Genomic DNA, 16018 nt, shown 5'->3' with positions numbered 1-16018 from the left:
TAGTTTCATCTCCAAATAATTCATAGTTATTAGGTTAAAATCTTTTCAGCTTCTCTAGTTATTTAAAACCATGATAAAATTAGTCTTTAAGACCTAATAAGTTTGAAATTATAATACCATATAATTATTCTATTAAAAAGAAAAAAATACTATAAAGCACTTAGTTTCCAATATTAAGAATATATCAGATGTGTATATTATAATTAATTTAGTATTGTATTATTCCATATCCCTTCCAGCTCATTCAGCTCCTTAATTCTCTTCCACGGCTCCATGCCCAGAGTGTGATCCCAATCAAAGCTTCGTTTCAGGAAAATTCCGCGCATGCCTGCCTGGGCAGCTCCCCAGATATCATTTTCCGGATGATCGCCTACAAATACTGTTTCTTCGCCGCTCGTGCCCAGGCGTTCCAAGATCATCTCATAAATTCTCCGGTCCGGCTTTTTGATACCGGCTTCTCCGGAAGTGAGGATGACATCAAAATGTTTTTCCAATCCCAGATGCAGTACTTTGCCATATTGAATCTCGTACAGTCCATTCGTGAGCATGCCCAGCTTGTATCCTTTATCCCGGCAGGACTGAATCGCTTCCATGGCGCCTTTCATCAGGCGTGCTTCTTTCATATAATGTTCTTTGTAATAGCTGTACAGCATATCCGCATCGGGCTTCTGCGACCAGGGCAGGCGTTCTACCAGTTCTTCGAAAAAGCCCCGCTTCTCCCGGTATCCATCGGCATCGGCGATTCGCATGTAGCCCAGAATATCGCGTACTTTTTCCTGATCCTGAATATGTCCCAGATAATCCTTGATCAGCAACCGGGAGAATGCACCAAATGTATAATCCCGATCCATCAGTGTATTATCCAGGTCAAAAATAACGGCTTTGACAGCATGTTCCGACATTGTAGTTAATCCCCTTTGAGTATGTATTTTATCCTTAAATGAATTCTATTTAGTTGCATCCGTGCATGAGGAAGCGCTATGGCAGCAGCACGTGACAATCACCAGTATAGCAAAATCCCTGCCTGTTTCGGCAGATCACATCAAAAAACCCGCCTGCAGCTGCAGACGGGCCCATTATTATCGTGATATGCGGAAATGCTTTGGTTCAGGCACAATTAGAGCAGCACATACGACTTGTCCGTATGCTCCTTGCTCTCTGGCAGCACAGCCGGCTCACGGTGTGTGACCATCATCTCCTGATCGGTGATATACAGGGGGAAATCGGGAATCTCATGCAGATACCGCTGCTGATAGAGCTTGCGGCAGTCCACTTCAAAATACGGAGAATCCTCGTATACCGGAAGCTTGCCATTCTCCTGAACATAATCATCAATCGCTCCCTGCACCTGATCCAGGTGGTACGGAATATATCGTTCCTGTTCCTCAAAGATCTCAAAAGTCTCCCGCGACAGATAAAATTTCTGATCGCTGCGGCCTCCCAGATAACGGGTCAGTCTCGACAGATCCAGGCTTCCATCATCCTGCATCAGCGCTGTGCGGTTAATGCCGCTCATTTCTCTCTCATATTGAAGTACAGCTGTGCGAAGTTCGTTCATTGTTACATGCACCGAAGGCATGTTCTCGGCTTTGCTTCTTGTTTTGAACCTTTCCAGAATAGACATAATCGTCTCTCCTCCCTATGAATGGGATATCAGGGACTGGTGTCGGAAAACGTTTACAATGAAGCTTCGGAGAAAGCGGCTAACTTTTTCTCCCTCACTATAAGTATACCGCATTTTACAAAGAATGATTCACTTTTTTACAAAATAATGATATTTCACGATAAATTAGTTCGGTTCACCCACAGCAAGCTAGAATTTACCTACAGATTGCGGTAGGATGGTACATGGTCCTGTTTTATCGGCTGGATGCTGCCGGGACAGCATCTCTGGTTTATGTATATTCTGTACCATTGCACGGACACGAATCACCGGGAGACCGTGCAGAGCATGATTTGAATCCAGAAAGGAGTCTGATGATAAAATGCAAGATGTCATTATTGTAGGTGCCGGACCCTGCGGACTATCTGCGGCGATCGAATGCGAACGCCTCGGTCTGAACACCCTGATTATTGAAAAGTATAATGTGGTGCATTCGATCTACCTGTACCCGACCAATATGCAGTTTTTCAGTACGGCTGAGCTGCTGGAGATTGGCGATCTGCCATTCCCTTCGCCTAATGAGAAGCCATTTCGCCATGAAGCACTGGCTTATTACCGCCGGGCTGCCCAGCATTACAATATCAAAGTACAACCTTATACGGAAGCAACAGGGATTGAGCGCCATGAGGATGGTACATTTTCTCTGAATACGGTCAATCGCCAGGGCGAAGAGCATACGCTGGAAGCCCGCCGTGTGATCATCGCTACCGGCTATTTTGATCATCCGAACTATCTGGGTATTCCGGGCGAAGACCTGGAAAAGGTCACCCATTATTTCCGCGAAGCCCATCCTTATACCCGAATGCGTGTAGCAATTATCGGCGGCAGCAACTCGGCGGTGGATGCCGCGCTGGAAATTGTACGCGTAGGCGCCACAGTTGATATGATTTACCGCGGCAGCGATCTGTCCGCCAACATCAAGTCCTGGGTGCGTCCAATCTTCGAAGGACTCGTGACCAAGGGCAAAATCAGTCTGCATCTAAATTCCTGCGTAACCGGCATTACCGAGACCGAGGTACAGATTACCCATACCGACGACGGTCGCACCGAGATGCTTGGTAACGACTTTGTACTCGCCATGACCGGTTTCCGTCCGGATCGCAAACTGATTACATCCATGGGAGTGACCATGAGCGAAGACATGGACAAACCGCGCTTCGATCCGGAGACGATGGAGACGAATATTCCGGGACTGTATGTCGCCGGTGTTATCGCGTCGGGACGCAACGCCAATGAAGTCTTTATCGAGACCGGCCGCCGTCATGGTGCGCTGATTGCGAGACATATCACGGATACATTATCCCAGATTACCAGCTGAACCGATCTTTTCCGTGACAGCTAACTCTCACATAGGTGCTGCGTGCTGCACATGGCACGACCTGGTGTACTGATTTACTATACTTGTCCGCTGGATTCCGGCGGACATTTTTACTTCCAAAGGAACTCCAGTATGTATATGCTGGGCATGTCGAATACAATCTGTTCATCTTCTCAACTGGCTTCCATTTACCATCCTCGGAAAGGAGTGATACTTATGGGCGCTATTGATATGCCCTCCCTCATTCTGCTTATTATGGCCGGACTCGGTATTGTCGGCAAGAATACGACCGTTACCATCGCCATGATCATACTGCTGCTGATTCGTGTACTCGGCTGGCATCAGGCTTTTCCCTGGCTGGAAAAGTACGGGCTGACAATTGGTATTATTATTCTGACGATCGGCGTAATGACTCCGCTGGCCAGCGGCAAGATTTCCATGGAGACGATTGTCTCTTCCTTTGTCAGCTGGAAATCGCTGATCGCTATCGGCATCGGTTTGTTTGTCGCCTATCTGGGCGGGCGCGGCACGATCCTGATGACCAACCAGCCTACCGTTGTAGCCGGTTTGCTGATCGGTACACTGATTGGCGTAGCCTTTTTCAAAGGAGTTCCGGTTGGTCCATTGATCGCGGCAGGACTGCTGTCGCTGCTCATCGGTAAATCTTGATCTATATTGTAACGGGCAGGATATGGTATACTGCCAGTACAGCTTTGACCACCAGAGCTGACAACCATGTGTATACGTATGCATTTCCAGGAGGATTACATCCATGCCCCAAGCTTTTGTCATAGAAGCGATTATGATTGCGATCTACGGCCAGTTACTTCATCCGGATAAGCCGGTCAACTATATTGTTCCCTATACCTCCATTATGGAGCTGTATGAATTTGCGGAGAGTCAAGAACCGCTGATGAACGATTCAGTCGAAGAACGCGAAGTCCGCGAGCGGATCAAGGCGCTGATTGATTATTTGGAAGAACCGCTGAACAAGAAGAAGATTCAGCGCTGTCTGCAGATGCCATGGGCACTCAGTTCATCGATTTTATTTACGGATAACGTTCAGCTGTCTGTCGTGAACGCCATGGATAATGCCTATTACGGCGAATCTTTTGATCCGATCGAGACGGAGCTGATCCTGTCTGCCCTGCGCAAGGAAGTTCCGATGCTGACCGACCAATTTGAGATGATTCATCGGATGATTGAGGCCAAAGTGCCTGTTCAGGTGTATGATATCGAAGATTTCTCTTATGCGCTTGAAGGCACTTCAACCGTATAACCGGCAAAAAGCCCATGTTATCATTGCGATAACATGGGCTTTTTTTGATAACCACATGGATATTTAGGATTCAGGGATATACGCATAACGGATATCATCTTCATTATCCAGGTATTCCACATTCAGCTTGTATCCGTTCAGATACCACAGATCCTGGGATTCCATATAAAATTGGATTCCTTCCGTCTTTTGCTCCAGTCCTGGACTGATAGGCGGCTCCACCGAAATTCCCAGCGAAAATCCGGGGTGAATGTCACTGTTACTGCTATAACGTGCGTAGAAACGCAGGGCATCTCCATCTTTCAAATCCAGTTCTTTTTTATACCAGCGTGCGGCTTCGTCCGATACGGCGATACTCATTATTTATTCCACCTTTCGTTAAAGTTTGCAAGATTGCCTGACAGGATCAGGTCATCGTATGAACACTATTCGGAGTAACGTTTATTCCAGAGGGACTGTACTCACCTGCTAACCATTACCCTGACTCTTTCCGTATTATAACATGTTACAGAAGTCTGCCGTTATGGATAGACGACAAATCTTTGATAGATCGCTTCCTCTTTTCTGGCTTCGGTCAACTTTTCGTATACTTATGTAAACTTTCTTGACTTTATTCGACAAGAAAACATTCATAATTGGCTAATTTTAAATAAAACGGCAAGTTTTTCGTTGACATGCTTAAAAATGCAGTGATACAATCAGACACAGGCGAGTGATAATTAGAATTTATTACCATCTGCCACTACATTATGAAGAAAGGGTGAACTCCATGCATAAAATGACGATTGTACATAACCAGGCCTATGCTAGCGATCTGACTACACAACTGAAAAAATGGAGCAACCCGGCAGGTGGACACCCTTCAAGGTAATTGGTTTATTCAAATTACACTTGAGAAGTATCCATAACAGTTACTATTACTGCACAGGTTGCCCGCAACCGTGCGTCATATGACATCTACAAAGAGACATGTTATGTGCATTTGCACATACGTGTCTCTTTTTTTATGGCTGCTTCACCCTTGCAGACAGCATGAGCTAGGCACTTCGCTTGATCCGCTTCATTCTTTATTAGCTTGACCCTATTATGCATAGTACATATGCATCGGAAAGGTAGTGATGGCATGTTTGCTGTTTTGAAAAATCTGGGCTGGTTCTTCCACCGGGAGCGTAAGCGCTATATTGTCGGCATTCTGATGCTGGCTGGCGTCGGTGTGCTGGAACTCATCCCTCCCAAGCTGCTTGGAGACGCGATTGATCTGATCTCCAGCGGCTCGGTTACCTATCAGTCGCTCATTTATTACTCAACAGCGATTGTACTGACGTTGATCGTCATCTACGGGGTAACCTATGTATGGATGCACAGTCTGTTCGGCGGCTCCAATCTGGTCGAACGGCTGCTGCGTACACGGTTCATGGCACATCTGCTGCGCATGACACCGCCATTTTTTGAACGAAGTCGTACCGGTGACCTGATGGCCCGTGCGACTAATGATCTTCGTTCCGTCGCGATGACGGTGGGATTCGGTATGCTGACGCTGACTGACTCTACGGTCTATCTGCTCACGGTACTGCTCGCAATGGGTTTCCTGATCAGCTGGAAACTAACGCTGGCAGCGATCCTGCCGCTGCCGTTTATCGCTATTGCGATGGCCATTTATGGCAAAGTGGTCCATGCCCGCTATACGCTGGCTCAGGATGCCTTTGGCGATATGAATGACCAGGTACTGGAATCGATCGCCGGAGTGCGTGTTATCCGTGCTTATGTACAGGAGCGCCAGGACGAGAAGCGGTTTGAGCATATTACCAATGACGTTTACCGTAAAAATCTCGCTGTTGCCATGGTCGATGGACTGTTCGAACCGACGATTCGTCTGTTTGTCGGACTGAGCTATATTATCGGTCTTGGCTTCGGGATCTATCTGGTATTCCATAATGAACTGACACTGGGTGATCTGGTTTCCTTTAACATTTATCTGGGGATGATGATCTGGCCGATGTTCGCCATCGGTGAGCTGATCAATATTATGCAGCGCGGTAATGCCTCGCTCGACCGGGTCAATGAGACACTGGCTGTCAAACCGGATGTCGAGGACATCGCTTCTCCGGTAGCGGTCACTTATCCGGAATCGATTGAATTTAACGATATTACGTTCCGCTATCCCACTTCCACTGTCGATAATCTCCAGCATGTCTCGCTGAAGATTACCGCAGGCGAGACGCTCGGCATCGTCGGGCGTACCGGCAGCGGTAAATCCACGCTGCTCAAGCAGCTGCTGCACGAGTATCCGGCAGGCAGCGGAGAACTGACCATCAGCGGCGTACCGATTCAGAATATCGCCAAGGATCAGCTGCACAGCTGGCTGGGTTATGTACCGCAGGAGCAGATTCTGTTCTCCCGCAGCGTGCGCAATAATATTCGCTTCGGCAAAGCGGATGCTAATGACGATGAAATTATGAATGCGATTCATACCGCAGCCTTTGACACGGATCTGCACACCTTCCCCGACGGCCTGGAGACAATTGTCGGTGAGCGTGGTGTCGCCCTGTCCGGTGGTCAGAAGCAGCGTGTATCACTGGCACGCGCCTTTATTGCCGAGCCGGAGATTCTGATTCTGGATGATGCACTCTCTGCTGTCGATGCCAGAACCGAAGCACGTATTATCGAGAATATCCGCACCAAGCGTGCGGGCAAAACCACTCTAATCGCGACGCATCGCCTGTCTGCCATTGAGCATGCAGATCATATTGTCGTCCTCGATCGGGGCAAAATTATTGAAGAGGGAACCCATGCCGAGCTGCTTAAGGCCGGCGGCTGGTACCGTGAGCAGTATGAGCGGCAGCAGGTGGCGAATTCCCTTGATGGGGAGGTGTCTTAATTGGAGACACAGGATTACGAACAGCCCATGACGAGGCTGGATAACAAGACGATTACCAAACGGCTGTACCGGTATGCACTGCGGGCCAAAAAAACCTTTATTGTCGCCTTGATCATGCTGGTCATTGGTGTCGGAGCAGAACTGGCCGGTCCCTTTATCGCCAAAAACATTATCGATAACCATATGTTCGCGATTGAGCAGCCGTTCTATGAGACGACTGCCGGTGAACACAGTGCCGAATACAACGGCAAATTCTACAAACGCGAAGGCTTCTGGGCAGCCGGTGAGCAGCGTGGTGCAGAAGCCCATGTCGTGCAGAGTGGGCCTACCTTCTACTTTATCGAAGGTCCAATGGACAATACGGCCAGTGAGAAGAGCTATGCGAATGGTACCTTGACCGTACGCAATGCGCAGGGTCAGGAAGCTCTCTATCCGGCTGTACCGCTGTCCGCTACAGAGCTGTTTGGCTTTTACAAGCCGGAGCTGCCCAGCATTTACAAGTTGATCGGTCTCTACTTTATCTTCCTGCTGATCACGATTATTACCGAATTCGGCAAGACGTACTGGCTGCAATCATCGGCTAATAAGGTTATTCAGGAGCTGCGGCTGGATCTGTATGCCCATATTCAGCGCCTGCCGGTTCCCTTTTTCGATAATCTGCCTGCGGGTAAGGTCGTCTCCCGCGTCACCAACGATACCGAAGCGGTCAAGGATCTGTTTGTAGCGGTACTGTCCAACTTCAGCTCCGGTGCGGTCTATATGCTCGGCGTGTATGTGGCGCTGTTCATTCTGGATTTCCGGTTGGGCATGATCTGTCTGTTCCTCGTGCCTCTGCTGATCGGATGGATCTATTTGTACCGCCGGGTAGCGACCAAGTACAATACGGTTATTCGTTCCCGGCTGAGCGAGATCAATGCGATCATTAATGAATCGATTCAGGGCATGTCGATCATCCGTATTTTCCGTAAGCAAAAGCAGACCCAGGAAGAGTTCGAGCAGCTGAATAATGATTATCTGTCTTATCAGAACAAAATGCTGCGTCTGAACTCACTGACTTCACACAATCTGGTCAATGTGCTGCGGAACCTGACCTTTGCCCTTGTATTATGGTACTTTGGCTCGGCCGCTCTCGGCGGATTTGACAGTGCAATCTCGCTCGGTGTGCTGTATGCGTTTGTCGATGTACTGGGACGTCTGTTCCAGCCGATGACCGGTATGGTCAATCAGCTGGCAGCACTGGATCTGTCGATGGTATCTGCCGGACGTGTATTTGAACTGATGGATGAAGAAGGCGAACAGGTCACCGATGGCTCCATGCCTCGGTATAAAGGCAATGTACAGTTCAAAAATGTTACTTTTGCCTACAAAGTCGATCCTGTGCTGAAAGATATCAATTTTGAAGCCAAGCAAGGCCAGACGGTAGCTCTGGTCGGTCATACCGGCTCGGGCAAAAGCTCGATCATCAATCTACTGTTCCGGTTCTATGATCCGCAGCAGGGAACGATTACGATCGATGGGCAAAATGTTCAGGAACTGCCCAAGCAGTGGATTCGTCAGCATATGGGCATTGTACTGCAGGACCCATATCTGTTCACCGGGACGATCGCTTCAAACGTGAGCCTGGATAATGAGAAGATCAGCCGTGAACGAGTCGAACGGGCACTGCGTGAAGTAGGTGCCGACAAGATTCTGTCCGATCTGCCCAAAGGCTTTGACGAACCTGTCGTAGAAAAGGGCAGCACCCTGTCCGCCGGACAACGCCAGCTCATTTCCTTTGCCCGTGCGCTCGCATATGATCCAGCGATTCTCATTCTGGATGAAGCAACCGCGAATATTGATACCGAGACCGAAGCGCTGATTCAGACCGCGCTGGAAGTACTCAAAAAAGGCCGTACGACCTTTATCGTCGCCCACCGCCTCTCCACAATCCGCAGCGCCGATCTGATTCTGGTACTGCATCGCGGAGAGATCGTGGAGCGTGGTACCCATGATGAACTGATGGAGATTGATGGACGTTATCGTCAAATGTACCGGATGCAGACGGGGGTCAGCTCGAATGTGATTTCGGATGGTGCAGCAGAGCCGGGAGCCATCGAAGCTCCCGTGCCTGCCGGATTGGCAGGACGCACCGTATAATTCACGAGAAAGTTCAAAAAATGATTTGCAATGGCAGCAGCTTGTTCTGTCTGTGCCATACAGCGTCGATACGAGATCAAACCCAAAAAGACCTGACATCCTGTAAGGATGTCGGGTCTTTTGCTGTCAATATTCTACACTGACATACAGCACCATCGAGTTGGAGCAGGCATGTCAAGCTCAGACTGTAAATACCTTGGTCTTCTGCAGCAGACGATTTGTCATCGTGCTGAGTTCCTCGGAAGATGAAGAAATCTCCTGCATAATCGCCGTCTCTTCATGGGTGGCTGTAGAGATCTGCTTGGCGCCTTCGTAGAAACGATCTGCCATTTCCCGGATCATCGTTACATTCTGATAAGTCAGTTCGACCCGGTCGGTCTGTTCGGAGATGGAACCTTCCATCAGCTGTACGGCCGACATGAATTCATCGACAATACCTGCAAACTGCTGCAGCGTCTCCTCCACCTCCATCGTATGAGCAGACTCCCGGCGAACAAGCTCATTCTGACTGTGGATCAATTGAACCGTATCATGGATCTGTGTCTGAACCGCTCCAATCAGGGAATGGATACGCTGGGCCGAGTCATTACTTTGCTCAGCGAGCTTGCGAATCTCGGTAGCTACAACTGCGAATCCGGCTCCATTTTCCCCGGCATGTGCCGCTTCGATAGAAGCATTCAGCGCGAGCAGATGGGTCTGCTCGGCCAATCCTTTGACCGTGCCTGTGACTGCGCCAATATCGGATGCCTGGTTATCCAACAGGCGGATTGTATTCTCTGCCTGAGCCTGGGATTGAGATAATGTACTCATCCCTTCTTTCAAGGATGCAAAAATATGCTGGGTAGAATGAACAGAACGTTCCATCGTACCGGACAGATTCATCATATGGGAAGACTTGTCACGCATTTCCTGAAAAGAACCAAGCATCTGCTCTGCAGTCTGCATCGAAGTCTCGGTTGATTTGCGCTGCTGCTGCACACCTTGGTAAATCTCATCGGCAATCGTTGACAGCGACTCAATCTGCTGGGTCGCTTCGTTGATCGAGCCAGTCAGATACTCGGCATTTTGCGAAGTGGTAGTGGTACTGTGAGCGATATCGTTAATAATGTCCTTGATATTCATGACCATCATGCGGAAAGCGTCGTTTAATACCTTGATCTCGTCTTCTTCACGACGTTCTGGAATATCCACCGTCAGATCGCCTGCCGACACACGCTCTGCAGCATGCGACAGATTCACAATCGGCCGGGTCAACAACCGTGAGATGACATAACCAAGAATACCGCTCCATGTAATGCCGAGCAGCAGAATAATCGATACATACAGCCAGTCACTCATCGCTGCCGCCAGAAAAGACTTCAGATAAAAAATAAAGAAAGCGCTTGTACCGTAGGTAATAATAGACACCGCAATAAAGCTTGCGACCAGTTTGGACCCCAAGGATAACTTCATAATACACCTCATAACTTCAGAATTTGAGTAGTAATAGGTTGGAATAAATGCTGAATCGGCAGGAATATAGGTTTGTAACATTTATTACCATATTGATTCAATACTTATTAATTTAAATTTTAGCAAAAAGATGAACGGATTGTTGTGATATAAGTCATAGACCAACACACTTATCAAGGCCTAAAGTCCTATCAACCTCCTGAATCTCCTGCTTCTTTTCTGCGTATATACCCTAATCTGGCATCTTTATAGAGGTCTGCTTGCTCTCTTCCTTTACGGAAGCTATGCTAAGTATTATACCGATCCAGATGATCTATACAGGAATCAAGTTAAAGGGGATGAAATTGTACATGGAACGCACCAGAGTCTGGAGCGAGCGATTCAAGCTGTTTTTTCTGAACAATCGCTTTGTTATCTTTTTATTCGTACTACTGCTTATTTCACTGAATATTTTCGTATTATCCAAAATTCCGTATGTGTTTACGCCGATTATTGTGCTGGTCAAAACCGTGATCCTGCCGATTATCCTCAGCGGTATTTTGTTCTATTTACTGAATCCTATTGTAAATTTGCTGGAGAAATACAAAGTAAAACGCATTTATTCCATTATTATGCTCTACATTCTTATTATCGGCATTATAGTGTTGATTGTTAGCCTTGTAATTCCTGTTATTCAAAAGCAGATTCAAGAGCTCATTATCAGTATTCCAATGCTGTATGACAAGACCGTCTATCAGATCCAATACTGGCTGGGCGGCGATGTGTTCCAGCAGCTGCAGCAGTCCACCAATATTAATCCATCGGAACTGGCCCAGTCACTGTCTGAGCGCTGGGCAGCCGTCGCCGGCAGCGGAGTTACCGGATTTATCCATACATTCTCGGGTATTGGCGGATTTCTCGGTACACTGACAGAAGTATTGGTCTCGATTGTAACGGTACCGTTCATTCTGTTCTATCTGCTCAAGGACGGACAGAATCTGCCGAATTACATTTTAAAATTCATCCCGGTCCGTCTGCGTGATCAGACCTCCAAAGTCATGTCGGAAATGAATCATCAGATCAGTTCCTATATTCGTGGACAGATCATCGTCAGCTTCTGTATCGGTATTCTACTGTATATCGGCTATAACATTATCGGGCTGGATTACGCTCTGATTCTGGCCGTTGTCGCTTCCTTTACGAGCATTGTGCCTTATCTTGGACCGGCAATTGCGATTACGCCGGCACTGATTGTGGCGTTGGTGACTTCACCAATTATGCTGCTCAAAATGGTCGCTGTCTGGACTATCGTACAACTGATCGAAGGCAAACTGATCTCTCCGCAGATCATGGGCAAATCGCTTAAAGTTCATCCAATTACGATCATTTTCGTCATTCTGACTTCCGGTAATCTGTTCGGCGTTATTGGTATCCTGCTGGCCGTACCGGGATATGCCGTATTGAAAGTTCTGATCACCCATCTGTTCGACTGGCTCAAAGTCAGCTCCAATCTCTATGAGACAGATAAAGTCACCGAGCAGCCGGTTGAAGTAGATGTAAAGAAATGATAACGTGCAGCCTTACCAAACAATAAACCCTGTGACTGCCGTTTATATTCTGATACGGATATAGGCATGAATCATATGCCTATATCGATATTGCTATCGTTCCTATAGAGATATGGAATATTTATCCGAAAATCTGACCTCAAACAAAAAACCTTGAAGAGCCTAATCGCTCTTCAAGGTTTTTGCTTTAAAATCGTCATATGGTATCAACACGTTCATGCTGCTGGCAAAATACAACTCCATACGATTAAGTTAGTGCCTGCCTCATACCTACAAGTGTCTTATTTCGCCAGTTCAGGAGTATAACCTGCCGGGATAATTGTCGTTGCCGTACCTGCGGTAATAACCTGCGGATACATCATGCCCGGTTCCGGCTGCTGCAGGAAATAGCTGATGATCGCCCGTTTGTCGTCTGTCAGCTTGACGTTATCAATCTTCAGGTTGTAACCGGGATTCGGCAGTTCTACGTGAAGAGTCACCTTCTGCTTGCCGTCTGCAGTACTGGTAACGCCCATTTCAGGGTTATAGCCCATTTGTTCACCTTCCGATGGTTGTGCTGGTGGAGTGGTTGTATCATCGCCGGACTGCGGCTGGTTGTGACGCTCGACCATCTCTACTGCGCTGTGTACCCATACTGCAGCATCCATACGCGTAATATCCGCTTTGGGTTTGAAGGCCTGGCCTACCGAGCTGCGCGGGATTACATTCATATTGACCAGATCCTGAATCGCATTGGATGCTTCTTTGCTGATACTGTCCTGATCCTCAAATATGACAAACATTTTGGTTGTCGGATATTCTCCAGTCGTATTGATGGCCTGGTGCAGCCAGATCGCGAACTGCTCACGGGTCACCGACTCGGAAGCTTTGATGCTGGCCGGAACGGACAGATCATTGGCACGGGCAGCTGCTACAGCCTGGCTGTACCATGCTTTACCGGCTGTTGTCTCCGGCCCTTTCATATCAAAGGCATTGACGAGCATCTGAATCGCCTGCGGCTGGGTCAGCTGCTGATTCGGTTTAAACTGGGTCGCTGTCACACCGTTAATGATTCCTTTTTCCTGCAAAGAACTGACGATCGATTGATTATTGGAACCTTGCACATCAGAGAAGGCGGCTGCTGCCGCAACTCCGCTGCCTGCAAGTGCACAGGATAATACCAGCAGCGCTGCTGCTTTATTTTTCGAATTCCACATTATATTCCCTCCATCTTATAGATAATCAGGTTAGTTGTATTGATACCGGAAACGCGCGTTTTCCGTCGAACCTTCACTATCACAGACGCAAGAAAACGCCAAATGGTTGCGTATCGCTGGAAGTCTTACATTTGCTGCGGCGCTTGCATGCCGAGCAGTTCCATCAATCGTGCCAGGTATTCACCGGTCTGACGGCTCAGCTGCAGGCGCTGCTCACGCCAGGCAGGAGGGCAATCCAGAATACGATTATGGCTGTAGAACTGGTTGAACAATCGGGCTGTCTGAAGCGCATACCTCGCCATAATCGACGGTTCGTGCAGACGTACCGCCCGTTCCAGTTCGCTGTCATACCCCGCCAGATGACAGAGCAGTTCCCAGGCCGTATCCGTCCAGCCCGATGGCTCTTCCACGGCTGCGCTGGAATCCGATGGCTCTACTGCTTCACTGGCTGACTGTTGTGCCACCTCTTCGCCAGTCGGCTGTTCTGCAGATTCATTGTTCTGTTCTACGCGCCGCAGAATACTCTGAATCCGTGCATACGCATACTGTACATAAGGCCCGGTCTCTCCCTCAAAGCTGACCGCTTCTTCCAGCGAGAAATCAATTTCATTCTGGCGGTTGTTCTTCAGATCATTGAAAATGATCGCGCCTACGCCGACCTGACGGGCGACTTCTTGCTTGTCTGGAAGACTCGGATTTTTCTCTTCGATAATGCGTGCTGCCTGCTGTACCGCCTCATCCAGCACCTCTTCCAGAAAAATGACTTTCCCTTTGCGGGTGGACATTTTTTTGCCGTTTACTTTCATTAATCCAAAAGGAACATGGATGCAGTCTTCCGCCCAACTGTAACCCATTTTGCGCAGCACAGCGAATACCTGACGAAAATGCAGTGCCTGCTCTCCGCCGACTACGTAGACGAGGCGGTCACCGTGCATCACTTCCTTGCGGTAAATGGCTGTCGCCAGATCACGGGTCGGGTAGATGGTTGTACCATCGGATTTGATAATCAGACAGGGAGGCATATCCTGTTCATCCAGACGAACCACCAGCGCGCCATCACTTTCTTCGAGCAGATCCAGCTCACGCAGACGATCCACTACAGCAGGCATTTTATCATTATAAAAGCTCTCGCCCAGTACCGCATCAAACTCCACACCAAGCCGCTCATACATCCGGTCAAGTGAAGCCATGCTCACATCCACAAAGTACCGCCACAGCTCCAGCGCCTGCGGATCTCCGCTCTCCAGCTTGCGGAACCAGTCACGCGCCTCATCCTCCAGCTCGGGATGCTCTGCCGCTTCATCATGAAACTTAATATAGACACGCAGCGCTTCACCGATCGGATTCTGCTCCATCTGTAACGGATCACTCCAGCGCAGATGCGCCGTGATCTGCTTGCCGAACTGGGTACCCCAATCCCCGATATGATTGACCCGCAGCGCCTCGTATCCGGCGGCACGATACATCCGGTACAGCGCCGCACCGATTACTGTAGAACGCAGATGTCCTACACCAAACGGCTTAGCGATATTCGGAGAAGACATGTCAATAATGATACGCTGTCCTCCGCCCACCTGGAGCTGGTAATGCTGCTGATCCGCAATCCGCTCCAGCAGCGCAGTACTGGATATCGTCCGATCCCAATACATATTGACGTAAGCTCCTGCGGCAGTGACATGAATATGGGCATAATCCGGGTGCTCACTGATGCGGCTGCACAGCTCAGCAGCGATCTGCTGGGGCGCACGTCGCCATGACTTGGCCAGTACAAAGCATGGGAAGGCCAGATCGCCCATCTCTACCGATGGAGGGGTCTCCAGCAGCTTGGTCAGTTCTCCCACTTCCATTTCGGTTACCTTTTGCAGCATGGCTATTGCTTCATTTACAAACAGACTGACTGTACTCATTCTTTTCCACTCCCCTGGATAATTGGTGTACATATCAAAAAACTCCCGTCCCTTAAGCCAAAGCTTAAGAGACGAGAGCATCGATTACGGTTCCCGCGGTACCACTCTTGGTACAATCGCCGATCTGTGGATCATTTTTTAACAGATGGCAAATTGTCACTTGAATACGATAACGGTGTCAGGCCGGATACGCTTATGCACAGCAGGTACAATATTAAGCACTGCTGCTTTGGGCGAATCATCTCACAGGTGCGCTTCCGCAAAGACATTCTGCCGGCTCTCACCCTCCCGGCTCGCTAAAAGAATGGTCACTTTGCGTACTCTCCTGCTCATAGACTTCTTATGTAATTTTGGATAATGTTCTGTTTGGTATGCTAATCTGCAAGTTAGCAGTATTATATCGAGCAACCTGCGACCAGGCAACCTTTTTTTGAATATCGGTGTTGAAAGCGACTAGACCGGCACTCTTATTTTTGCAAAATGACCGCTGACTGATCTGAAGCTAATGATGAAATAGTAAATTGTTAAACGGATATGCTTATTTGTACTTCACAGGCATTAATGATTTGCATTAAGTCTTCAATTTAGCCGAAAAGTATACGGTCCATTCATAGTATGGATTTTGATTCGATTCTCATCCAA

At 48.4% G+C, this 16018-nt stretch carries 12 protein-coding genes and 1 other annotated feature; of the genes, 6 read left to right on the top strand and 6 right to left on the bottom strand.

Annotated features, from left to right (window positions below; all coding sequences use genetic code 11):
* Nucleotides 1-203 precede the first annotated feature (203 nt).
* Entirely contained in the window at nucleotides 204-902 is a 699-nt protein-coding gene (locus WH45_RS16170) for an HAD family hydrolase (RefSeq protein ID WP_046215442.1), read from the bottom strand.
* A 215-nt stretch (nucleotides 903-1117) separates the two neighbouring features.
* Nucleotides 1118-1624 (bottom strand): DUF3939 domain-containing protein, encoded by a 507-nt coding sequence (locus WH45_RS16165; protein ID WP_052723814.1) that lies wholly within the window; start codon nucleotides 1622-1624, stop codon nucleotides 1118-1120.
* A 361-nt stretch (nucleotides 1625-1985) separates the two neighbouring features.
* On the opposite strand from WH45_RS16165, the gene WH45_RS16160 reads away from it, so the two are divergent.
* From WH45_RS16160 to WH45_RS16150, 3 genes are all read left to right on the top strand, one after another.
* Nucleotides 1986-2981 carry a YpdA family putative bacillithiol disulfide reductase gene (locus tag WH45_RS16160; protein WP_046215441.1) on the top strand — a complete coding sequence of 332 codons (996 nt, stop codon included), beginning with the start codon at nucleotides 1986-1988 and terminating at the stop codon, nucleotides 2979-2981.
* A gap of 225 nt (nucleotides 2982-3206) precedes the next feature.
* On the top strand, nucleotides 3207-3650 hold the full coding sequence (locus WH45_RS16155; protein ID WP_046215471.1) for a DUF441 domain-containing protein: 444 nt from the start codon (nucleotides 3207-3209) through the stop codon (nucleotides 3648-3650).
* 103 nt (nucleotides 3651-3753) lie between these two features.
* Nucleotides 3754-4260 carry a hypothetical protein gene (locus tag WH45_RS16150; protein ID WP_046215440.1) on the top strand — a complete coding sequence of 169 codons (507 nt, stop codon included), beginning with the start codon at nucleotides 3754-3756 and terminating at the stop codon, nucleotides 4258-4260.
* Between the two features lie 63 nt (nucleotides 4261-4323).
* Here WH45_RS16150 and WH45_RS16145 read toward each other — a convergent pair whose 3' ends face one another.
* Nucleotides 4324-4620, bottom strand: a complete 297-nt coding sequence (locus WH45_RS16145; protein WP_046215439.1) for a HesB/YadR/YfhF family protein — start codon at nucleotides 4618-4620, stop codon at nucleotides 4324-4326.
* Between the two features lie 763 nt (nucleotides 4621-5383).
* On the opposite strand from WH45_RS16145, the gene WH45_RS16140 reads away from it, so the two are divergent.
* Nucleotides 5384-7138, top strand: coding sequence for an ABC transporter ATP-binding protein (locus WH45_RS16140; RefSeq protein WP_046215438.1), 1755 nt, complete (start codon nucleotides 5384-5386; stop codon nucleotides 7136-7138).
* A gap of 27 nt (nucleotides 7139-7165) precedes the next feature.
* The gene (locus WH45_RS16135) at nucleotides 7166-9274 is read left to right on the top strand and encodes an ABC transporter ATP-binding protein (RefSeq protein WP_046215470.1); all 2109 of its coding nucleotides are present in this window, start codon (nucleotides 7166-7168) and stop codon (nucleotides 9272-9274) included.
* A 180-nt stretch (nucleotides 9275-9454) separates the two neighbouring features.
* On the opposite strand, the gene WH45_RS16130 is transcribed toward WH45_RS16135, so the two are convergent.
* Nucleotides 9455-10726 (bottom strand): methyl-accepting chemotaxis protein, encoded by a 1272-nt coding sequence (locus tag WH45_RS16130; RefSeq protein ID WP_046215437.1) that lies wholly within the window; start codon nucleotides 10724-10726, stop codon nucleotides 9455-9457.
* A 350-nt stretch (nucleotides 10727-11076) separates the two neighbouring features.
* On the opposite strand from WH45_RS16130, the gene WH45_RS16125 reads away from it, so the two are divergent.
* Nucleotides 11077-12273 (top strand): AI-2E family transporter, encoded by a 1197-nt coding sequence (locus WH45_RS16125; protein ID WP_046215436.1) that lies wholly within the window; start codon nucleotides 11077-11079, stop codon nucleotides 12271-12273.
* A 281-nt stretch (nucleotides 12274-12554) separates the two neighbouring features.
* On the opposite strand, the gene WH45_RS16120 is transcribed toward WH45_RS16125, so the two are convergent.
* Together WH45_RS16120 and argS are read right to left on the bottom strand one after the other, a co-directional pair.
* Nucleotides 12555-13469, bottom strand: coding sequence for an S-layer homology domain-containing protein (locus tag WH45_RS16120; protein WP_046215435.1), 915 nt, complete (start codon nucleotides 13467-13469; stop codon nucleotides 12555-12557).
* A 125-nt stretch (nucleotides 13470-13594) separates the two neighbouring features.
* Nucleotides 13595-15376 carry an arginine--tRNA ligase gene (gene argS, locus WH45_RS16115; protein WP_082096884.1) on the bottom strand — a complete coding sequence of 594 codons (1782 nt, stop codon included), beginning with the start codon at nucleotides 15374-15376 and terminating at the stop codon, nucleotides 13595-13597.
* Nucleotides 15377-15440: 64 nt separating this feature from the next.
* Nucleotides 15441-15718: a binding site (T-box leader), on the bottom strand.
* Between the last annotated feature and the right edge of the window lie 300 nt (nucleotides 15719-16018).

It is taken from the genome of Paenibacillus wulumuqiensis (assembly GCF_000971965.1).
Lineage (GTDB): Bacteria > Bacillota > Bacilli > Paenibacillales > Paenibacillaceae > Saccharibacillus > Saccharibacillus wulumuqiensis.
This window is presented reverse-complemented; position numbering and strand designations above follow the sequence as displayed.